This is a genomic window from Pseudoalteromonas sp. 1_2015MBL_MicDiv (genome assembly GCF_002407505.1).
Lineage (GTDB): Bacteria > Pseudomonadota > Gammaproteobacteria > Enterobacterales > Alteromonadaceae > Pseudoalteromonas > Pseudoalteromonas fuliginea.
The window spans coordinates 2619641-2643161 of record NZ_CP012737.1; the positions used below are offsets into that span (position 1 = coordinate 2619641).

The window sequence follows — 23521 nt, forward strand, 5'->3', positions numbered from 1 at the left end:
TTTAAAAAATAAATTAATCACACTGAGCCGTTAATTGGCCCGTGTTCGTGGTTTACATGTGGATTTTGTCCGCGTTGACGCAGTAAATGGTCCATTAATGTAATAGCCATCATTGCCTCAGCAATCGGGATTGCACGAATGCCAACACACGGATCGTGACGACCTTTGGTGATCATCTCAACCGCTTCGTTGCTTGTATTAATGCTGTTACCTGGGATGGTAATGCTCGACGTTGGTTTTAGCGCAATAGAAGCAATAATATCTTGCCCTGTCGAAATACCCGCAAGTACACCACCTGCATGATTTGATGTAAAACCTTCAGGGGTTAGCTCGTCGCGATGCTCAGAGCCTTTTTGCTCAACCACATCAAAGCCATCACCAATTTCAACGCCTTTAACTGCGTTAATACTCATTAATGAGTGCGCAAGCTCGGCGTCAAGACGGTCAAATACTGGCTCACCAAGACCAACAGGTACATTGCTTGCCACTACTTTTACTTTAGCGCCAACTGAGTCACCTTGCTTTTTAAGGTCACGCATGTATTCGTCAAGCGCTTCAAGCTTACTTGCATCAGGGAAGAAGAATAAGTTGTTTTCCACTTCATCCCAGTCAAACGTTTCCGCCTTGATAGGACCAAGCTGACTTAAGCATGCTTTAACTTCAATACCATGAAATTGCTTTAAGTATTTTTTAGCGATAGCGCCTGCCGCTACGCGTATCGCGGTTTCGCGTGCAGACGAACGACCACCACCACGATAATCGCGCAGGCCGTACTTATGCCAATACGTGTAATCGCCATGACCGGGGCGAAATACATCTTTAATTTTGCCGTAATCTTGCGAACGTTGATCGGTGTTTTCAATTAATAAACCAATGCTAGTACCTGTGGTTTTACCTTCAAAAACGCCTGCTAATATTTTTATTTGATCGCTTTCACGGCGCTGCGTTGTGTAACGGCTTTGGCCTGGTTTTCGGCGATCTAAATCAATTTGTAAGTCGGCCTCTGTGATTTCAAGACCTGCGGGAGTACCATCAACAACGCCGCCTAATGCAACGCCGTGGCTCTCACCAAAGGTGGACACTTTAAATAAATGCCCAATGCTATTACCTGCCATTAACTTTCCTCATTCCTAATGACTACCAATAGCCAAGCACAGGGCTTGGCTATTCATTTTTTACTTATTTTGCAAAATACTCATCTAGCTGCTTTTTGCTAATTACAAATACACCTAAGCCGCCTTGTTCAAATTCAATCCATTCAAACGGCGCGCCCGGATACAGTGCATCCATATGTACCATAGAGTTACCAACTTCTACAAATAACAAACCGTTATCAGTTAGATGTTCACTCGCTTCGCTCAATATAGTACGGGTTACATCTAAACCATCGTGGCCTGATGCAAGTCCAAGCTCTGGCTCATGATGAAATTCGCGTGGTAAGTCAGCCATATCTTCTGCATCAACATATGGTGGGTTTGCTACTATTAGGTCGTATTTTTGACCTGGTACACCGCTAAATACATCAGACTGAATCGGTAACACGCGCTCAGTTAACATGTAATCGTTAATGTTTATGTCTGTCACTTCAAGCGCTTCATACGATATATCTACCGCGTCAACTTGTGCCTGCTCAAAAGCTTGCGCAAGTGCAATTGCGATACAACCCGAACCCGTACATAAATCTAATATACGGTTTACCGATTGTGGCTCTTCAAGCCAGGGTGTAAAGCGGTTGCTGATAAGCTCAGCAAACGGTGAGCGAGGTATAAGTACCCGTTCATCAACATAAAATGGCATACCCGCAAACCATGCAATGTTTGTTAAGTAAGGTACTGGTGTGCAGTCGTTAATACGTTCTGCAATAAGACCCGCAAGTCGGTTTTTTTCTGTGCTTGTTAAACGCGCGTGCATTAATTCTTTTGGCGCATCAACAGGCAAGCTAAGCGCAGGCAGTAATAAGCTTACAGCTTCATCCCATGCGTTATCTGTACCGTGTCCAAAAAATATACTACTACTTGCAAATTGGCTTGTAGTCCAACGTAACCAGTCATGTAAAGTTGACAGTTCTGCAACGGCTTCTTCGAGTGTTGCTTCTTCTATTTGTAAATCGCTCATATATTTTTACCTGTATTAGCTTACTGACTGTTTTGAGTCTTTAAGACGATTGCATTGCCTATCTGCGCTGGGCAAATTACAATTGCCCCCTCATTTAAGTATTGTACCGCCTTTTGCGCTGCGTTTTTACGTTTTTTTGTTTAGGTAATAGTTATGAAAAAAGACACTCCATCACATTCGTCCCTAAGCAATGACGACATAAGCTTATTTCGTCAAACGATCACAGGCGCTAAAGTATTTAAACAAGATACTCATCGTTTTGATACAAAACCTAAGGTGTCACAAGCTAAGCAATTTGCCCAGCAAAAAAAGCAGGCTCAGTCTGAATTTTTTTTCTCAGACGTTTATATTCCCGATATAGACACCCACGGCACGGTTAAATATGTGAAACCTGGCCAAGATACTTTCCTAGCTAAACAGCTTCGCCGTGGTGACTTTGCACCCGATTTGACGCTAGATTTACATGGCTTAAATAAAGAACTTGCTAAAGATGAACTCGCTGGACTCATTCACGAATGTAAAAAGCAGCATTATTATTGTGCATGTGTAGTGCATGGTATTGGTGGCGGTGTACTAAAGCACAAAGTACCGCAGTATTTAGTACAGCACCCTGACGTAATAGCGATGCATCAAGCCCCTCTCGAATATGGTGGGAGAGGCGCTGTACTTATTTTAATTAATTTACCGCAAAGTGATGAATTTAGACGCTAACTTTAGCCATTACTAGGATGTAACTACGTGCATATTTTTTCAATTATTTTTCCGCTCATTTTTATTGTTGCGTTTGGTTATAGCTGTTGCCGATTAAAATTTTTCGACAAGCAGCATATTGCAGGCCTGAGTAAGTTTACCTTTTATATTAGTTTGCCTGCTTTTTTATTATTAAATATGTCGCAAATTAACTTACAGCAAAGCATTAGCCTTTTTGCATTTTTGAGCTTTTACGTACCTGTTCTGAGTGTATTTGGGGTGGGTATTTTAATTGACCGCTTTTATTTAAGTAAAAAACATTTAAAAAATTACCAACAACACGGTGTCTTTGGACTTGCTTCTAGCTATTCAAATATGGTGTTAGTGGGTATCCCTATTGTTATTGCATCGCTTGGCAAAGAGATGATAGCCATTGCGTTTATGATCATTACTTTTCATAGCACATTGTTATTTGCACTTACTTTTTTAATAGGCGCTAAAGGTAGTAGCGATAAATTTTCGTGGTCGCACTTTGGAAAAAGTATGGTGTTAAACCCAATAGTACTGAGTATTGGGTGCGGGCTTATATTAAACATATTAGGAGTAACAATGTTTACCGACTTAGCAAATAGTTTAGAGCTATTAGCTAAACCAGCAATTGCCTGTGCGCTATTTGTACTTGGTGCAAATTTAGCTTTTTATAAAATAGCTGCAAATTGGCAACCGGCGTTAATAGCATCAATTTTAAAAATATTTTTATTGCCTGCGCTAGTTTTATTGGTAGGCACCTATGTATTTAAGCTAGACACGCAAATACTTAATGTATTGGTACTTTTAAGTGCGTCCCCTGTTGGCGTAAATGCTTATCTTATTGCGAATCAAATAAAGCAGCATGAAGCCACGCTTGCTGGGGCTGTCGTACTTTCTACTATCTTAAGTGTTATTAGCTTTACGTTTTGGCTAGCTTTATTACTTTAGCTTACAAACCGCCGGCTACATCAACAAAGCTACCCGTTGTAAAAGAAGCGTGCTCCGAAGCTAAAAAGTAAATTGCTGCAGCAACTTCCTCGGGTGTACCGCCTCTGCCAAGGGGTAATTTACTTTTAAGGCGATCGACTCGGTTTTTTTCACCACCATCGCTATGCATATCAGTGTAAATAAGCCCTGGTCTAACCGAATTAACACGAATACCTTTACTTGCCACCTCTTTTGCCAAGCCAATAGTAAATGTGTCCATTGCACCTTTGGATGCTGCATAATCAATGTACTCATTAGGAGAGCCCGTTTTAGCAGCCCTCGATGATACATTAACAATACTGCCGCCATTTCCCATTCGCTTTATAGCCTCACGACTACATAAAAAAGCACTGGTAATATTTGTAGTCAAAACTACGTTTATGCGCTCAGCACTCATTTCTAACAAAGGCATTTGTGGTTTTAAAATACCAGCGTTATTTATTAGTGCATCAAGCCGACCAAAGACTTTATCTATATGCATAAATAAAGCTAAAACGTCAGCCTCTAGTGATACGTCACCTTGAATTACTTCAGCCTCAACGCCTAATCGCTTTACTTTTTCTGCCACTAACATTGCACTAGCTAAATCTGCTTTATAATTAATGCAAACATTATAACCGTGCTTTGCAAAATATAGTGCGGTAGCTGCGCCAATACCTCGGCTAGAGCCTGTGATAAGTACAACGGGGGAGCGATTCATTAAAGCTACTATTCTTTTAAAGCTGCAACTACTGAAATTTCAACAAGCAGTGCATCACGTGCCATTTTAGCTTCAACGCAGGCACGTGCTGGTGCATAACCCTCGGTTACCCATGCATCCCATACTGCATTCATATCAGCAAAGTATTCCATGTTCTTTACATAAATAGTCGCGCTAAGCATATGTTCTTTTGAACTTCCCGCTTCATCAAGCAGCGCCTCAACTTTATCAAGCATAGTTTGGGTTTGTTCTTTGATATCTTTTTGCGCGTCGGCGCATACCTGCCCACATAAATACACAGTGCCGTTATGTTTTACAATGCGGCTCATGCGCGCACCGGTTTGAAGGCGTTCAATAGTCATTTCTTCACTCATATTATTAATTAAATTTATACATTATCGGGAGCATTGATACTCATATACTGGCTGCGTTGAGTTCTTTCATCGTAACTTATTACAGCAATGGCACCCGTATTAAAAATAGGCATGTTACCAGGGCATAATTGATCAACTAAATAACTCACAATTGGCATATGTGCTAACACAAGCCAAGTGTTGCATTGGGGGTGTGCTGCTATAAGCGTTTCGAGATAATCCGCTGCTATTTGCGGTTTTCCTTCAGGCACAATATCACTGCATGTTTCGCTAAATTTAAACTCTGCATTTTTAGCAACGTTTTCTGCAGTTTGCTGAGCACGAATGTAAGGGCTAACTAACAAGGCATCAGGTGGGTAGTGTTTAGCAAGCCATAGGCCCATTTTCTCGGCTTCAGTATGACCCGTTTGAGTCAAATTTCTAGCCGCATCATCAGCCTGCATCGGTGTTGCTTCGCCGTGGCGCATTATTAGGATTGTTTTCATAAAAAATCAACCGATTAAAGAGTATAAAACAGTAGCCAATTTGCCCATTTGTCCGCTATATTAAAAACATAAACCTATTTTTTTCTAAAATAGTTCTTTCGTGATATTCAGGTAAACCTTTTAGTCGTATTCCACTTTCCTGAAGTTATCATCTGTTGTTAACAAGTAAACGTTTAATTTCAGGAGCATCATTTGAATATCAGTCGCAATGATAACAGAGCATATAAAGCTCTTACACTGGACAATGGTCTAAAAGTACTACTTGTGCAAGATAAAGATTCAACAAAAGCGGCTGCATCTATGGCAGTAAATGCTGGTCATTTTGACGATCCTCTTGATAGACAAGGCCTCGCACACTTTTTAGAACATATGCTTTTTTTAGGTACTGACCAATTTCCAGACTCTGGTAGTTTTAATAATTATGTATCTCAAGCCGGTGGAAACACTAATGCGTGGACTGGCACAGAGCATACCTGCTATTTTTTTGATATTAATAATCAAGAATTTAAAAATGCATTAGAGCAATTTAGCCGCTTTTTTATTGCGCCACTTTTAAACTCAGCCGAAACCGAAAAAGAACGCAACGCAATTGAAGCCGAATTTAAACTAAAAATTAAAGACGATGGCCGCCGTATTTATCAAGCACATAAAGAAACGGTAAATCCAGCCCACCCTTTTGCCAAGTTTTCAGTTGGTAATCTACAAACGTTGGCAGACAGGGAGCGCTGTATAAGTGACGAACTTCGGGATTTTTTTAATGCTTTTTATCAAGCCCAGTGGATGACGTTAGTTATTTGCGCCAATGAAGAGCTCGACACCTTACAAAGCTGGACTAATACATATTTTAACGAAATTAACGGTAATAAAAACCTTAAAAAACCAGAGATCAGTGAGCCACTTTACCGTAAACAAGATATAGGGAAAGTGCTGCATATTGAGCCGCACAAACATATGCAAAAACTGATTGTCAGTTTTGCGATGCCAAATATTGATGATTTTTATCGCCATAAAACGGTGAGTTTTATTGCTCATTTATTAGGTTATGAAGGTGCAGGTTCTCTTTACTCTATTTTAAAAGAACAAGGTTGGATAAATGCGCTCTCAGCTGGCGGCGGTATTAACGGCAGTAACTTTAAAGATTTTAATATAAGCATGGCGCTCACTGACGAAGGTATTGAATATTTTGAAGACATTATTGAAATGGTGTTTGAATATATTTGCTTAATTAATGCCAATACAGAGAAGTTACCTCGTCTTTATCAAGATAAAAAAAACCTATTACAAATTGCTTTCGATAATCAAGAAAAGTCACGTCTAATCGATTGGGTCAGTAATTTAAGTATAAATATGCAACATTACGATGAAGTCAATTATGTACAAGGCGACTACTTGATGGAGGGCTTTAAAAAAGCCACCCACGAAATCGCAATGCAATGGTTAACGCCGCATAATATGCGTATTGTTCTTATCCACCCTGATGTAGAAGCAGAACACAAAACTGCATGGTATAACACCCCTTATAAAGTTGAAAAAATATCACCCAGCTGGCTCGATGCTTTAAGTGATATAAATAAACCACTGAAAGATATGCTACTGCCAACGGCAAACCCTTACTTAACAAAAAATGTAGTGCTATATGATGTAGAAAAACCACAAATAAAACCTGAACTTTTAGTAAAAGAGCCCGGTTTTGACTTTTGGTTTAAGCAAGACAATACTTTTAGAGTAGCAAAAGGCCATTTTTATTTAGCCTTGGACTCTGACTTTGCAGTAAAAGACGTAAAACACATGGCACTGACTCGCTTATTTACTGATTTATTTATGGATAGCGTAGGTGAACAATTTTACCCAGCGGAGCTGGCAGGGCTAAGTTACCATTTAACATCTCACCAAGGCGGTTTAACACTGCATACAGCCGGATTATCGTCTAGCCAATTAGAATTAGTTGATGAGCTTCTTGACGCCCTCTTTAATGTCGACATTTGTGCAAAACGTTTTGCTGAATACAAAAAACAACTTGTCAGGCACTGGCGAAATAGCAACCAAAACAAACCAGTTAGTGAACTGTTTAGTATTTTAGGTGCTAAAGTAATGCCTTGGAATCCACAACCAGACCAACTTGCATCAGCATTAAAAAACACAAGTTTTCAGCAATTTAATGAATTCAGACAAGACTTTTTTAAAGCACTACATGTTGAATCATTTTTACATGGTAACTGGCAGCAAAGTGATGCAATAGCCTTTCAAAAAAAGGTCGCCGAACACTTAAAAAACGCAGCCATAATTGATGATTTAAGACGTCCGCTATTTGAAATTGAAAAAGTAACACGCTACGAACTAGAGCTGCCTTGCAGTGACCATGCAATGGTTGTGTATTATCAAGCAAAAACTGATTGTGTAATCGAAAAAGTTAAATTAATGGCACTTAATCACTTAATGAACCAAGACTACTTTAACGAGTTACGAACCACACAACAGCTAGGTTATTTAGTTGGGGCTGGTTATGCTCCTTTTAACACTCGTGCGGGTATTGCTTTTTATATACAATCGCCAAAGTTTATCGCAAAAACATTAATGCATAGACATAACAGCTTTGTTAATAAATATTTAACCAACATCGATGAGCTTAATGAAGAAAATTGGCAGCAACAGAAACATGGCTTAACGACCCATATTGCTGAAAAAGATAAAAACCTTCGGTTACGCTCGCAACGTTTTTGGCTTGCAATAGGCAACAGAGATCATGAATTTAATATGCAGCAAAAGTTACTTAATGCATTAAACGCATTAACACTCAAAGATATAAAAGAGTATGCCGTCATCCTATTTGATGAAAATCGACCAAGATATGAGCTTTTAAGCTCAGCTAAAGACAATAAACCTCAAAATATGCCTGTTTATTCGCATTCTCTTTGACTCTTGGTTTAGCTTGTTTTAGATTATCATTTGTAAATTTGAAGTAATAAAAAAATGATAATCAAAATAATAACAAAATTAAGCTTGTCAGTTGTATTACTTGCTTACTCATTTAAGCTTTATGCTTTTGAGTCATCATTTAATTACAATTCAGATACCATCCTTATTTTAGCAAGCGCCATTATAGCGCTTGCTTTGCCTTATCTGTTGTTTGTCATCCACAAACTTAAGCGCTCACGTCGACAACTTCGTTTATCCGAAAGGCGCCTTAAAAGTACTGTTGAAGGCAGTGGTGATACTTTATGGGATTGGAACATAAAAACGGGGGAAGTTATTCGAATAAACGACAAATATATGATGAACTCAACTACGTTAATAGGTTTCCCTCCAAATAAAAGTCTCATTCACCCACTCGATATTACAAACGTTGAACACTTACTTAAAAAACACTTTGCAGAAAAAACCGTTTTTTTCGAAGCGACTTATCGTATTAAAGATACCTTTGGCCGTTGGCATTGGGTACTTGATCGCGGCAAAATTATAGAAAAAGATACCAACCTATCACCACTAAGAATGACGGGTACTGTACGAGATATATCACAGTTAAAATCAACCGAAGAGCGTTTGAATCTCTTTGCAAAATGTGTTGAGTCGCTAACTGATGCGCTGGCTATTTACGACAAAAACTTTAAGTTAGTTGATATAAACCCTAGTTTTTTAACCCTCTTTGGCGGTGTGCGAGAACAATACCTTAAAAAAGACTTTACCTTACCGGGTTATGAACAAGGCTTCATTGATACAATTATCGAAATTGTACGTGAGAATGAACATATCCAACGAGAGGTAAAGCTACGTAATAGCGAACGCGTTTTACTACCATTTGAAATTTCAATTGATGAAATTAAAAATGATCAAAACCAAATTACAAATTACGTGATTGTTTACTCTGACTTAACTGAACGTAAAAAAGCAGAATCACAACTGCATAATTTATCAAATCGCGACCGTACAACAAGCCTGCCTAACCGAAATTTATTTTTTACCGATTTACATAAGTTAGTTAAACAAAATTCACACCATGCGCTGCTTGTATTCGATTTAGATAACTTTAAAAAGATAAACGACTCATTAGGACACCAGTTAGGCGATAGCCTGCTTGCAAAGCTCGCTATGCGCTTAAATAAACTAACCCGAGAGAACGATGTATTTTACCGTTTAGGGGGCGATGAGTTTGCTCTAGTAATGTCTGATACCAATGATATTCATGTGATCACCCGCACGGCTAAACAGTTTTTAGCCGCTATTGCTACACCTTTTAAAATGGCTGGTCATGAGCTCGCGATTACTTCAAGCGTTGGCATTGTACTCTTTCCTGAAGATGGTAATACACCAGAACTACTTTTGAAAAATGCAGATACGGCCATGTATCACGCTAAAAAGAAAGGTAATAGTTATCTGTTTTTTAACGACACGATGAACCGCCAAGCAGTTAAACGCCTGCAAATAGAAAACCTTATGCGTTTTGGCCTAAAAGAAGATCATTTTGAGGTTTACTATCAACCAAAAATGAATATTCGCACCGGAAAGTTAACAGGGATGGAGGCGTTGGTTCGCTTTATAACCCCTAAAAAAGGCATTATTAGCCCTGGTGTATTTATACCTATAGCTGAAGAAACAGGTCAAATAATTGAAATTGGTGAAGTGGTATTAAACAAAGCTTGCAGAGATGTTAAACAATGGCTTGATAGCGGTCTATTTAGTGGTCGAGTCGCCGTTAATTTATCAGCTAAACAATTCAGCCTACCCGATTTAACATCTCGCATTGACGTTATTTTACAAAAAAATGAACTACCTTCATATTTCTTAGAGCTTGAAATTACCGAAGGTACTGTAATGGATGATCCCAAAGAAGCCATTGCGATTATGCGCTCATTAAGTGCCCGAGGGATTCACTTAGCAATGGATGACTTTGGCACCGGTTACTCTTCCTTGGCGTACTTAAAACAATTTCCGCTTAACACGTTAAAAGTAGACAAGGCATTTATAGATGATATGAAAAATGAACGTGGTCGTAATATGGTCGACTCAATTGTGACGATTGCACATAACCTTGATTTACATGTCGTTGCCGAAGGGGTTGAACAGGCTGAACAAATTGAAATACTAAAAAAATTGAATTGTGAAACAGTACAAGGTTACTTTTATTCTAAGCCACTCTCTAAAGACGAGTTTACTGATTTTTTGAAACAACAACAAACTAAAGCTGCGCCTAGTCTAATTAGAACGGATACTGAAAATATGGCATCAATAAGCTAACCAGACTTCCAGTTAATACCAATCTGCTTAGGTATGGGGTGATTTAATTCGTTAAATTGTCCCAACACTTATTCAGAACGGTATAAATTAAGGGCGCCATATACATGCTTTGATCCCTACATTTCGTACCAATGCGCGGCGATAATGTAAGTTAAACAAGCACCATGCTACCGGCCCAAGTAAACCAGCCAAAATAAGCCATCGCTTAATTGGCATGCCTTTTTTAATCGTTTCCAAATACATCACGGCTATAAACACACAACTTAGTAAAACAATAAACAAATCTACACCCTATACCAATTCGCTTAATTAAGTGATCTATTTTGAAGTAAGAAAATCGTGTCGATAACAAGGCAAAAATTTCGTTATTTAACTCCTGCATTACCCCGCATCCATGCAGTCATGTATCAGAATTTTTAACGCTGTTAACGTCAGATTTAATCACTCAAATTGATTAAGTATTATTACGGATTGGTATTAAATAGCCTAAAAATAAGGCGTGTATTCTAGCGTTATTTTGGTTGAATTTACAGCAATAAACCTCTTACATACAAAAAAGCCGAGCCATCTAAATTAAGGCTCGGCTTTTTTAAAGTTTATAACTTACTTTTCAGCACGGCCCATGAATTTATGTTCAACAGTATTTATACGAATACGGTCACCTGTTGAAATATGCTCAGGCACAGAAATATTTAAGCCTGTAGACATACGTGCAGGTTTTGAACGAGCGCTTGCAGAAGCCCCTTTAATTGAAGGGTCGGTTTCTTCAACAACAAGCTCAACACTTGATGGTAAATCAAGGCCTACTGGTGCACCGTCAATGACAATAACATGCACACCTTGGGTTTCTTCATTTACAAATTGAATCTCTTCGCTAATAGCATCTTTATTTAAGTTATATGGCGTGTAATCTTCGTTATCCATGAAAACATACTCGTCGCCATCAATATACGACAACATTGCTTCGCGACGTGTTAAATCAGCAAGCGTTAGCATATCGCTGTCTTTAAATGTTTCATCCACTTTGCTGCCAGTTACTACATCGTATAAACGCATTCGATATAAACTGCCACCAGCACGGCCTTGCGGCACAGAGCGCACAATATCTTTTACAACTAGCACTCGGCCATTAAAATCAATAGCAGTACCTTTTTTAACATCACTCGCCTTTGGCATGTGTGAATTCCTATTATTTTTTTGATTGCGAGAAACATACCACGAACTCAGGATTCTTCAATAGAAACAAAACAACTTAGTGATACTTTTTGAATAATACTTAAAATCAGCGCCCCTTAATGGCGCGCTGATTTATTAAGAGTGACTTTAAAAGCGGACTTTAACGCCAGCAGATAGCTCACTTACATCGTTTTTTGACACTTTATAGTAGCTATACTTGAGTAGTAACTCGGTATTTTTATAAATCGAATACCCAACTGAACCACCCGCATAAAGCTTGGTCGTATGCTTTTTAGACTCTAGCGTTGCACCATTGGTTATATCACTTTGTATTTTATATTGATGGCGATAAGCCCCCAAAAACAACTTAGTACTAAATGATTCAGCAGGCATAAATAAATAACCGACTTCCGTGGCAACACCTTTTGGTAAGATTGGAGCATAACGCGCGTAGTCATGATGAAGGTCATTTGGTGTTGTTGTATCCGCTGTTAATTCAACACGTCCTTGCCCTAAATCAATATACCGTATTGCAACTTCCCAATTAGGAGCTAGCTCATAGTAAGCGCCCACTGACCAACTAGTATCTTTATCATCAACTGAAATGGTCTTAACATCACTGCCCGTTATTGCCAAAGAATGCTTAGCTTTAGCTTGACCTACAGTTCCCTCAAAAGACCATGCATCAGCGAGTGCACTGCCACTTATTAAGCAACTTGTAGTAATTATCGCAAAACTTGGAAACAATGACTTTCGACGGCTAAATACCAACATTGAAATCAGCAACAACCCAACGCCTCCCATACTTCCTCCCGATGACTTATTACTAATAGAAACTGATTTTACTGCACTAACGGTAATTTCAACTTGTGCCGAAGATTTAGCTCCTTTACTGTCTTTAATAGTATAGTCGACAGTATCAACACCTTCAAAACCTACCTTTGGCATGTATTGTAAAGTGCCATTAATATTAATTGATACAGTGCCATAAGTTGCCGCTGCACTAATAATAAATAATTCATCCATATCAATATCAGTATCATTACCAAGTACATCAATTTCTATTGATACGCGATCGGTGGTACTAGCTGTATCAAATATTGCTGTTGGTGCATTATTTTCCACTAAGTTAACCTTAGCATTATTGTTAGATGTTCCTCCTTGTCCATCAGTAATGCTGTATTCAATGGTCGCAATACCGATAAATGATGTAGGCGGAGTATAAAGTATCTGATTATCAATAATACTCACTTGCCCAAAATCAACCGTCGCACCCGTCAGTGTTAATGCATCTCCATCTATGTCTGTGTCATTTTCTAGCACATCAATAGTAATAGATTCACCTGCACCTATCGTTACTTCATCTTGATTTGCTTGTGGTAATTGATTCGTTGTACGCACAACAGCAACACCGCCAGGATCTACAATAGAGCCATTTGCTTTTCCATCATCATCATTTGGACCACCGTCAACAATTTGTAGTTGCACACACCATGCGCCTTCCGCTAGGCCTTGCGTCCATTCACTACTTCTTGGTGGTGGGCAATAACCTGGTTCACCCGCAGCAGATAATATTTGGTCATGTGCTGTAGATACAAAATCAACCCATTGGCCTTCTTTAAACTTCCTATAAGTGGAATTTTGTGAGATTGGCTTTCTTTGTGGAAATACAATACTGTAGGTATCTCCAGGGTTTGGAAGCCCTGTCGCAATAAAGTCAAATACTCCACCAATATTTAATGCGTTAGCGTCGGCTGGTAATTCACTCTCTAATAATTGAACCCCTCCTGTCACATTTTGTACAACAGTCACGCCCTTTCTAACACAGACACCTGGCTCGCCTTCAACTAAAAACTTGTCACTGTCTTTGACTTGACCTTGTACCACATTACATTGACTAATAGCATCTAGGTAATCTGGTATGCCGTCATTATCAGTATCAGTAAAGCCTTCTTGATCATCCGGTATTAGATCGCCATCAGAATCACCCGAATCGAGGGTATCAAGAGACTGTACTACTTCAACATAGATTTCTTTTGTTGTTGATAAGTTTGGTTCACCGTCATCTTCAGCCGTCACTGACACTTTATAAATACCCGGAGCAAGTGATTGCGTTGAAAAAACAAATTCCCCCTCATTTGTACTGGTATTAGTTAACTGATCATCTTGTGATAACCAATTTAGTGTTACGTTATCACTTGGGTTTATATCCTCTGCGACCCCAGTAATAGTGACTAACTCCTCGCCTATCGCGACAAGCGATCTAGCTTCCTCATTTTGCTTAATCGATGTAGAGATTGTAGGTGCTACATTATCTTCAACAATCGTGATATTAACCGTTGATCTCGCACCCAGATTTAACGTATTCGCTAATGAAACAATAATTGTTTCGTTGCCTTCAATTTCTGAGTCAGCAAAAACAGTAAAGCTTACTTGCCCCTGGACGCCGCTTTCAATAACTAATTCACTTGATGTTAAATCGTGGTCAGCACTGTTGGCCGTACCTGAAACAGTATAAGGAATTGTTACTGGATAGGTCGGTGACTCGCCATTTAAAAATACATTAAAGCGATATGTTTGATCCTCTGCTACTTGGCTATCTTTACTTAAAGAAATAAGCGGATTAACATTAATGCTCTGTGTAGCAATTGCTTCAAGCCCATTACTGTCAAAAGCCTGCCAATAGACCAAATGACTTCCAGGAGTAAACAGTGACGTTGAATCAACGAGTGATACTGCCAATCGGTTACCTTGATTGTCAGTAGCAAGCGGTACACCTAAATCCACCTTAGTGAACAATCCTTTAGCATTAATATCCAAATCAACCGGTGTTTCAATCGTTGGCACACCATCTGTTTGTTTATTCAACGTTAATTTAGCAGTCGTTCTACTTCTTGCTTTATCTGGATCTTCAATCAGGTAACTAATCTGAATAATCCCTTGTGTACTCGCTTGCGATTTATATGCAATCACACCATTTTCAATTGTTACACTCCCCACGCTCGCGCTTGCACCGATAATACTCAATGGTTGTTCATCAGCATCGGTATCATTGGCTAATACATCCAATAAATACGTGTTTTCCTCATTTATATCTAATGAGAATACATCAGGATTTGCAACAGGTCTGTCATTCACTGAAATAACATTCAAGCTTACCGTAGCGATTGCAGATTGTTCTGTACCATCGCTTACAATGTACGTAAAACTGTCAATACCAAAGTAATTCGCATTTGGTGAGTACGTTAACACATTGCCTTGCTTACTTAAAGTACCAAATTGAGGCTGCGATATGGCTGTTAGCGTAAGTATATCGTCATCAAGATCTGAGACATCTGGAGCAAAAGTAATGGAAGCGTCTTCAAGAACATCTAACATCATACTTTGCGACACTGGGGCTTTATTTGTGTTATTTACTGTTACTGTAAATGCAGGTAAGCGTGCTTCAAGTTGTCCGTCAGTTACTGCAATAACAATATTAGTAAATTGACCTGCATTTTCTCTTAGTGGTGTGCCACTAAGTTGCCCTGTTGCGCTATTAAAGCTAGCCCAACTTGGCTTATTACTGATACTGAAGGTTAATGCATCCCCATCCATATCTTGTGCACTTGGTGTAAAGCTGTACGACTCTTCTTCATTAACCTGTGCTGTCGGCGTACCCGTTATTGTTGGTGCGTCATTAGTATTAATAACCGTAATATTAAATGGCGCTAAACTTTGAGTCACTGTTGCATCATTAACACTTATAACGATGTTACTGTAGCTACCTACCTGCGCATTGAGTGGCGTACCACTTAATTTTCCGGTTTCGCTATTAAAGCTCGCCCAACTAGGTTTATTACTAATACTAAATGTCAGCGTATCATTATCCGTATCGCTTGCTATCGGGATAAATAAATACTCACTGTCTTCGTTCACTGATGCCGCAGGTATCCCACTTATCAACGGTGCATCATTAACACTGTCGACCGTAATCGAAATACGTGCAAACTCTGAATCAAGCTCACCATCATTAGCCACAATGCTCACAGAGTCACTGCCATTAAAGTTACTGTTTGGTGTATAAATAAGTATGTTACCGGTTAAGGTCGTACTGCCATTAGCAGGCTCAGTTACCACTCGATAGCTTAGAGACTGCTCTTCAATATCATTACCCGATAGAGTAACCGTTAGCGCTGTATCTTCATGTGTTGAAAGTACTTGCCCAGCGACCGTAGGTGCATCATTAATTGCATTGATAATTAACGATACAGTGACTTCATCAGAATCAATTTCACCATCGTTGGCCACAAACGTAAAGCTGTCTGTACCATTAATGTTTTCATTCGTCGTATAAAGCCAACTATCGTTACTTTGCTGTACCAAAGTTCCTTTGCTTGGCGCATTGACTATCCGGTAACTTAACGTGTCTTGATCTATATCTGTTGCAACTAACGTCAGTAGTATTGAGCCATCTTCATCCAGTGATTGCGATTGCGCAACGGCAATCGGTTTATCATTCACGGGAGCGACACTCATAGTCACTGTCGCTATATTTGATACAGCTGCGTTGCTATCTTCAACCGTATAGGTAAAGCTATCATCGCCAAAAAAGTTCGCTTGAGGCGTGTAAACAATTGCACCAGTTACTGATACGCTCACGGATCCATTTGCAGGGTTAGTAACAATCGTTACAGAGCTCGCGTTAAGGCTATCACCAATATCAACATCACTATCATTACCCAGAACATTGACCTCAAACTGCCCTTCTTCTTGTAACTGTGCAGTGTTATCAACGGCAACTGGGGCATCATTTATCGCCGTAATACTCAGTGTAACTGTAGCTGGTAGCGAAGTAAGTCCTTCACTGTCAGTAACGGTGTAAGTAAAACTGTGAACCCCATTTATATTTGCTTTAGGGGTAATTGCTAAACTACCATCAAGGTTCACGCTTACGCTGGCAAAATCATATTCACCTGCACCATCGCCTTTATTTTCTAACAGCACATTTGCGCCATTAAAACCTTGGTCTTCTACATCTGAATCATTCGCTAAAATAGCCACACTGGTTGCAGTATCTTCATCGGTCGTCACTGCATCATTAACGACAACCGGACGGTCATTCACCGCACCTATATTTACCGTCACAGAGGCTGTATTTGATGCCAAACCATTGCTGTCGGCTATCGTATAAGTAAATGTATCGCTTCCGTTTTCATTGCCTGTAGGTGTATAAATTAAAGTACCGTCATTTTGATCAACACTCACTGACCCTTTGGATGGTTGTGCTACAACACTAATATCACCCGTTGGAATAGTATCTTCTATATCGGTAGCGTTGCTTCTAATTGAAAGTGCAGAAGTTGGTGTATCTTCATCGACCATCTCATTAAAGTTAATAGCAATCGGCGCATCATTCACTGGGGTTATAGTAATCGATACAGTCGCTTTTTCAGATATTAAACCCGTGCTGTCTTTTACTGTATATGTAAATGAATCTGTACCAGATACATTACTCAATGGTGTATAAGTTACGATTCCATTTGCAATACTAGCTTGCCCTTTAGTCGGTGTGTCCACTATCGCAGCAGAAGATACAACCATATTATCTTCAGCGTCACTGTCATTACTAACAACACTAAAAGTAACAGGAGTATCTTCATCAGTTGTTATAGAGTCGGCAACCACAATAGGCGCATCTTCTACTGGCGTAACGGTAAAGCTTACCGTCTGAACTGCTGACTTGTCTCCTGCGGCATCTTCTACTTGGTAGGTGAAACTATCAGACGTGCTTTCACTGCCATCATGTTGATAACTAAAGCTACCGTCGCTATTAAGCGTAACCGTACCCGATGACGGGTTTGTCACTTTCACTGCAGTGAGTGTATCACCGCTATCAAGGTCATCATCAGTGGCATTGCTTAATACACCATTAACAGGGGTGGCTGCAAATAATGCCCCTTCATCTAAACTAAATGCAAAGTTTTGACCTACAGGCGCATCATTGGTATTTTTTACTTCAATATCAAATATCATCGCTGCGCTATCTTCAGTACCATCGGATACCTTTATACTGACATTCGCTGAGGTACCTACATCTTGATCGGTGGGTGTTCCTGACAGTAAACCTGTGGCCGTATCAAATGTTGCCCAACTTGGCTTATTAGTAATACTAAACGTATGTATGTCGCTTGTATCCGGATCCGTGAGCGTTGAGGTAAAGCTGTATTGAGAATCTTCATCTATTGTCGCCAATGGCGTACCTGATAGTACAGGTTTAATGTTGTAGCTTTTAACAATTGTTGCCGTTACATCGCTGGCTTCATTCCCTGCGGTATCTGATACTGTCACCGAAAGTGTAAGTGTACCTTCATTTAAAGTGGTTACATTAACACCCGTAACCTGAGCTGAAGCTCCCGTTATTGCTCTAGAATTACCTATAATTTCATTAGAGCCATCAGTCACTTTGTAAGTAAATGAACCGCTGCTTTCAAGCCCATTTAGAGTAAAACCTAACGCGGCTTCATTATCTCGAGTAATCGTATCTTGAGTTATTAAAACGCTGTGCCCTGTCGGTGCAATATTATCAGTCACCGTTACTGTGAATGATTTTTTAAACGATGACGAAGCATCATCCGCTTGCACACATACTATGTAGGTGCCTGCTGAAATGGCGGTTTGAGTTTCTAGCACGCTCCCATTAATTTGAAAGCTACTGTTACCACTATTTGATGAACACGAACCACTGGCTGATGAACTAGGAGCTACCAATGTATAAGTATGCGTACTATCATCAAGATCCGTTGTACTTAAAGTCCCAACATCAGCGCCCAAAGACACTAAAGATTGATTGATGTTTGTTGCCGATAAAGTAATGTCTGTTGGATCATCATTTACACCCACTACTTTAACCGTAGAAGAACCAAAACTACCTGTAGATCTATCAACACCACCATTAGATGTACCACCGCTATCTTTTATAGACGTTAGCGTTACAACTCTATCTCCTTCTGTCGGTGATTCACTCGTATTTTTATAAGCTAAGAAAGGAACATAGTTCTGCCATACGGCCGCAGTGTCTGAGGCGACAATCGTTACCGTTGCCTTTGAACCGCTAAGAGTGACAACATAACTAAAATTAACTGACCCCGAATATGTACCGGATGCATTATTTTCTAGCCTAATAACATCAGTGCCAAATTGAAGGAACTCATTGCCAATATCTTTTACATTACTTACCGTCAGTAATATTTGCTCAATATTTTGTCCGCTTTCAATAGCATTAATAGAGGCTGAAGAGAAAATACCAACTTGTGAGCCATTTTCTGTAAATGTTGGATTAGCCCCGACTGCTGATACAGTAGGAGCATCGTTAACCGAGGTAATTGTAACTGATGCCTGATTAGTACCTGTACTATCTACGACACCATCATTAAAGGTATAGTCAAGCACAGTTGCATTTAGAGGAATATCTGAGTTATTGGCGTAGGTAATTGCTTGCGCAACAGAGTCTACAATTACAGAAGTAGCATTGCTATTAAATGTTAGCGTTAAAGTACCTGCCGAGTTTGTGGTAACAGTCCCTACATTATTACCGTTATAACTAAATGTATTACCTTCAATTAACGTCCCTAATAGCCCCGAATGACCAAATCGATCTTCGGCACTCGCACCGCCACGTCGGCGAATAGTTAAGCTAGCATTGTTGTAATCCCCTGCGTTGCTGTTAAGTGCATCAAGTTCAGCATCTGCAATTGTCATATCGCTATCAATGCTCACTGCACTTAAACCTTCGATAAACGTAGCACCGCCATTAAGCGAGCTAAATGTAGGCGCAGAATTTGCTGAAACAAATGTAATAACGGAATCTGATCCGCTATCAGCAACCGTAAAGGCCAAATCATTACCTGGCGCATTAGTAAGTGAAAGAGTCAGTTCAGAAATATTAAAATCGGTGGCGTTGGTATCTACTTCTAATGTACTCGTGCCATTAAAACGCACGTTACTGGCTGAAAGCCCTGTAATACCAGCAATAGTAATACGATCGCCTGCGGCTAAATCGGTAATTGTATCTCCTGATAATTGAGATGAGCTACCTACAAAATTATCATTACCTGCGTTACCTGTTAACGTATCTGTACCAGCGCCTGGGCGTAAAGTATCGGCCCCAGAGCCACCTTTAAGTACATCATCACCATTAAAATCTGATGAGGTCATTGTTAAAATGTCAGCGCTAAATGCACTTGCATCTAGCGTCACTGCAGCTGTAATAGCACTGCCACTAGCATTAGAAAAAGATACAACGCCAGCATCAGTATTAAAATTATCGGTTAAGGTGATAGTCGTGTTGTTATTAGTGCCGATTGCCAGATTCTCAATACCCGATACCGTGGTGCTGGAAAAATTAAAAATACCACCATCCATCAGTTTTAGCGTATCAGCGCCAGCAGAGCCTGTAATTGCAGTATTAAAATCATTAATATTATTAACATCAATTGCTACTGTTGCTGCAGAGGCTAAGCTTAATGTACCAATATTAAAGAATGAGCCAGAAGTCACGTCAGCACCGTCAGTAACACTCACCTTATCTGCAGCATTTAGCTCTGAGGTTAATGAACCACTAAAGCCAGCGCCACCAAGTGCAAAGGTCATTGCTGTGTTACTAGATCTATCTATTATACTTTGGGTCGCTGAGACTATCGTAATTGTTCTACTGTTTGAAGAATCATCAAATACGTTGTAAGTTTCAACATCACTGAAAGTAGAAAAATCACCATCGCCATAAACATCAATTGTTTCAGAACCTATTGCAGATATAGTGCCTGTAAAACCGGCGTGTTGCGAACGCGTCATTGAAACCCGTGCACCACTGCTAAGTGTTAGGTTTTCAATATTGGAAACTGTTGCTCCAGTAATATCCCCCGTATTACTGATAGATAGCGTATCATTAACGCTTGCTTCACCTGTTATTGTTCCAGTAAACGTTAATCCACTGACATCAAACGTATTTGCATCGGTTGTTGATGCGCTTGTCACATTGACAGACAAAGAACCTAACGTAATTGTTCGTGTATTTGTTGAATCATCACCAACGTTAAACGTTTCAATATTGCTAAGTGTTGTAAAGTTACCATCACCCGAAACCGTAATCGTTTCAGCGCCAGACGCTGTAATAGTGCCTGTAAATGTACTCACTTGCGCTGCAGATAAAGCCACCGATGAGTTTGTTGCAAGGGTTAAGTTTTCAAAACTAGACACTGTAGCACTTGTGGTGTCGGCACCTGTTGCCATGCTTAATGTATCGGTACCACCATTTGCATTGAGTGTACCTGTAACCGTTAAACCTGCAATATTTACCGTATCATTGCCCGTGCTGCCTGTTATATTTTGTGAGCCATTTGATAAGGTAATTGTGTTTGCACTACCGAGCACATACGTTTCAATATCATTCGCAGCAATTAAACCATTAGTTGCGTCTGAAATGGTAATTTGATCTGTACCTGCGCCTGAAATTGTAGAAAACGCATCATGCTGCGCTTCTTTCATCGTGACAGATACGCCGCCGCTCAAATTAAGTGTTTCAAAGTTCGAAATCGTTGCCGCCGCTAAACTCGCGCCATTAGCTAGCGTAAGTGTATCTGTGCCATCCCCACCATCGAGAGTTCCTCGGTACGAAAAGTTGGAAATATCGACTGAATCAGCTAAATTACTGCCTGTAACAGACTGGTCTCTGTCTACAAGCGTTAATGAAACTGGTGTATTTAAAACGTATGTTGCGATGGTGCTATTTGCCGTTAAATTTGCATCGCCCCCACTGCCTGCTGTAATCGTAAAAACAGGAGCCCCGCTCCCCGAAATCGTTGTAAATTGCTCATGCTGCGCTTCACTTAACGTTAAAGTGACGCTGCTAGGCACTGATAATGTTTCAAAGCCTGTTAATGTAGTAAAAGCCGTTAAATCGGATCCAGTCGGAACGTGAATGGTATCTGTACCAGTACCACCATCAGCCACTGAACCTGTAATATGTGATGGATTGCTTATCGTTAATGTTTCGGAGTCACTACTAAACGTTATTGCCGGATTTAAATTTGTACCATCTAAGGTGCTAAAACCCGCTGCTGTAGAGCTAGCTGCTGTAAGATTAGCCACTGAAATTGTCGCGGTACGGCTAGTACTGTTTTCAGTGCCATCATTGATAACAACTGATACTGTCCGCGAAGTTGTGTTGGGCGACGAACTGGTATTGTTATACGTGATTGCTTTAAGGAAAGTGGTAACTTCAGCCGTTGTTGCAGTTGCACCTGTAATAGAAATTGTATCTTGTAAACTAATATCTGATGCACCACTAATTCCACTCAGTGCATTTTGCGCACTGGCAGATACATTAAGACCTTCTGAGGCGCCATCTTGATCATTTGTTAATGCAACGGTTATTGTTGTTATTGAGTCGCCATCACTATCACCGGCTTCAGCATCGGGTGCAATCACGGTAGCAGGGCTGCCTTCAGTAAACGCCGAAAAACTCCCTGTACCTGGAATCCCACCATTTAAATCAACAACAGGCGCTGAATTAACAGGAGTTGAAGACAAGTTAGTGATGGCAAGGTTGTCAATTTTTAACCAGCTAAGAGTAGAGTTATCAGAATAAGCTATTTTTAACCATTTTATTTCTGTAAATAACGCACCAGAAGCATTTATAGTCTCGCTGCTACCGCTCGGTAAAGTCCCGCTATCCGCTACGCCTCCTTTATCCGTTGTTAGTCGTATAACTCTATTAATACCACTTGAGTTATAAACATATAAACTAGATAAATCAAACGTTTCGTTATTTGTAAAATATATTTTACTGTATGTCTGAGTTGATGAGTCTGTAGATATATAAACATAGCCCGCTGAAAAATTATATAAATCTTGACCCCCACCAGCCCCAGACTTAACTTTTATGCTGTAGCTGGTACCCGGTATTATATAACTCTTATTATTAGCGTATCCCGTAGGTACATTATCAAAATTCAATGTACCATCAAACGCTAACACCTCAGAAAAGTCAATCAAGGCTCGCTCTGAAAATGGTCTATCAGCAAAATCGACATCCCCTTTAACTATTTCTAAATCCCAATCTCCGCCTTTATGACTATTACCGGTTAAATCGTTAGAAGCGGCTACATCAAGCTCCGTTGACTGACTAAAGAGTGTTAAAAATTGATCGCCTTGCAGACCCTTACCAATGTCACAGCCATAAAAAAAAACATCCCCACCAGGTTTTACAGCCCCCTTAAATACCGCCATAAATTGTGGGTTACTTTCAATAACCGCAGTATTTATTTGGCTGTTACCTAGTTGTAGCTCGCCACTGCGCCCATGAGAAAATATACTCACGCTCTCTAACTGTTGGTAACGACCAAGCAACTCTTCAAGTTGATTTATACCTGATTCATCAGCATTGAGTTCAACAATCTCTGTCTCTGCATTTAAATCGCTATAAAATAAGGCTTTATCAGGTACTCCCGCATCGATAATGACTAGATGGTTAACACTGCTTGCAGCAGTTAACACAAGATCATCAGCCTTTGCCTTAAATGAATTAATACTTGGCACTATAAGTGGGGTGAGTTTAAACTCTGATTGCACTGGCACTTGTACACTCTGTGCAATGCCTGCGGTTTGAGTGAGCCCTAAAACCGAACCGACAACAATAGAAATAGGCGATAAGGAGAATTTCAGCATGTATTCAATCCTTTAATATATTTATG

At 39.8% G+C, this 23521-nt stretch carries 12 protein-coding genes; 4 read left to right on the plus strand and 8 right to left on the minus strand.

Annotated elements, in window-relative coordinates:
* Positions 1–17: 17 nt before the first annotated feature.
* The gene (gene aroC, locus AOR04_RS11825) at positions 18–1115 is read right to left on the minus strand and encodes a chorismate synthase (protein WP_096793453.1); all 1098 of its coding nucleotides are present in this window, start codon (positions 1113–1115) and stop codon (positions 18–20) included.
* 64 nt (positions 1116–1179) lie between these two features.
* Entirely contained in the window at positions 1180–2115 is a 936-nt protein-coding gene (gene prmB, locus AOR04_RS11830; protein WP_002962167.1) for a 50S ribosomal protein L3 N(5)-glutamine methyltransferase, read from the minus strand.
* 153 nt (positions 2116–2268) lie between these two features.
* On the opposite strand from prmB, the gene smrB reads away from it, so the two are divergent.
* Complete coding sequence (smrB, locus tag AOR04_RS11835) at positions 2269–2826, plus strand: endonuclease SmrB (RefSeq protein WP_007377742.1); 558 nt, start codon at positions 2269–2271, stop codon at positions 2824–2826.
* A gap of 27 nt (positions 2827–2853) precedes the next feature.
* On the plus strand, positions 2854–3783 hold the full coding sequence (locus AOR04_RS11840; protein WP_096793454.1) for an AEC family transporter: 930 nt from the start codon (positions 2854–2856) through the stop codon (positions 3781–3783).
* A 1-nt stretch (position 3784) separates the two neighbouring features.
* Here the strand turns inward: AOR04_RS11840 and AOR04_RS11845 are convergent, their stop codons facing one another.
* The 3 genes from AOR04_RS11845 to sixA are packed head-to-tail and all read right to left on the minus strand — an operon-like array spanning position 3785 to position 5381.
* Positions 3785–4522, minus strand: a complete 738-nt coding sequence (locus tag AOR04_RS11845) for an SDR family oxidoreductase (RefSeq protein WP_096793455.1) — start codon at positions 4520–4522, stop codon at positions 3785–3787.
* An 8-nt stretch (positions 4523–4530) separates the two neighbouring features.
* A complete protein-coding gene (locus tag AOR04_RS11850; protein WP_096794127.1) occupies positions 4531–4884 on the minus strand; it encodes a RidA family protein in 354 nt (117 codons plus the stop codon).
* 26 nt (positions 4885–4910) lie between these two features.
* Positions 4911–5381 (minus strand): phosphohistidine phosphatase SixA, encoded by a 471-nt coding sequence (gene sixA / locus AOR04_RS11855; RefSeq protein WP_096793456.1) that lies wholly within the window; start codon positions 5379–5381, stop codon positions 4911–4913.
* Between the two features lie 192 nt (positions 5382–5573).
* On the opposite strand from sixA, the gene AOR04_RS11860 reads away from it, so the two are divergent.
* Together AOR04_RS11860 and AOR04_RS11865 are read left to right on the plus strand one after the other, a co-directional pair.
* Positions 5574–8297 carry an insulinase family protein gene (locus AOR04_RS11860; RefSeq protein ID WP_033040657.1) on the plus strand — a complete coding sequence of 908 codons (2724 nt, stop codon included), beginning with the start codon at positions 5574–5576 and terminating at the stop codon, positions 8295–8297.
* Between the two features lie 54 nt (positions 8298–8351).
* A complete protein-coding gene (locus AOR04_RS11865; protein WP_007377736.1) occupies positions 8352–10613 on the plus strand; it encodes a sensor domain-containing protein in 2262 nt (753 codons plus the stop codon).
* 87 nt (positions 10614–10700) lie between these two features.
* Here AOR04_RS11865 and AOR04_RS21880 read toward each other — a convergent pair whose 3' ends face one another.
* The 3 genes from AOR04_RS21880 to AOR04_RS11880 form a co-directional block, all read right to left on the minus strand.
* Positions 10701–10895 carry a hypothetical protein gene (locus AOR04_RS21880; RefSeq protein ID WP_033016303.1) on the minus strand — a complete coding sequence of 65 codons (195 nt, stop codon included), beginning with the start codon at positions 10893–10895 and terminating at the stop codon, positions 10701–10703.
* A gap of 321 nt (positions 10896–11216) precedes the next feature.
* On the minus strand, positions 11217–11789 hold the full coding sequence (gene efpL / locus AOR04_RS11875; protein ID WP_007377734.1) for an elongation factor P-like protein EfpL: 573 nt from the start codon (positions 11787–11789) through the stop codon (positions 11217–11219).
* A 147-nt stretch (positions 11790–11936) separates the two neighbouring features.
* Positions 11937–23495 carry a tandem-95 repeat protein gene (locus AOR04_RS11880; protein WP_096793457.1) on the minus strand — a complete coding sequence of 3853 codons (11559 nt, stop codon included), beginning with the start codon at positions 23493–23495 and terminating at the stop codon, positions 11937–11939.
* Between the last annotated feature and the right edge of the window lie 26 nt (positions 23496–23521).

Excerpts from the sequence above, each read along its gene's own strand:
- AOR04_RS11850 (WP_096794127.1), bottom strand. The coding sequence starts at position 4,884 with ATGACTATTGAACGCCTTCAAACCGGTGCGCGCATGAGCCGCATTGTA.
- efpL (WP_007377734.1), bottom strand. The coding sequence starts at position 11,789 with ATGCCAAAGGCGAGTGATGTTAAAAAAGGTACTGCTATTGATTTTAAT.
- aroC (WP_096793453.1), bottom strand. The coding sequence starts at position 1,115 with ATGGCAGGTAATAGCATTGGGCATTTATTTAAAGTGTCCACCTTTGGT.
- sixA (WP_096793456.1), bottom strand. The coding sequence starts at position 5,381 with ATGAAAACAATCCTAATAATGCGCCACGGCGAAGCAACACCGATGCAG.
- prmB (WP_002962167.1), bottom strand. The coding sequence starts at position 2,115 with ATGAGCGATTTACAAATAGAAGAAGCAACACTCGAAGAAGCCGTTGCA.
- AOR04_RS11845 (WP_096793455.1), bottom strand. The coding sequence starts at position 4,522 with ATGAATCGCTCCCCCGTTGTACTTATCACAGGCTCTAGCCGAGGTATT.
- smrB (WP_007377742.1), top strand. The coding sequence starts at position 2,269 with ATGAAAAAAGACACTCCATCACATTCGTCCCTAAGCAATGACGACATA.
- AOR04_RS11865 (WP_007377736.1), top strand. The coding sequence starts at position 8,352 with ATGATAATCAAAATAATAACAAAATTAAGCTTGTCAGTTGTATTACTT.
- AOR04_RS11880 (WP_096793457.1), bottom strand. The coding sequence starts at position 23,495 with ATGCTGAAATTCTCCTTATCGCCTATTTCTATTGTTGTCGGTTCGGTT.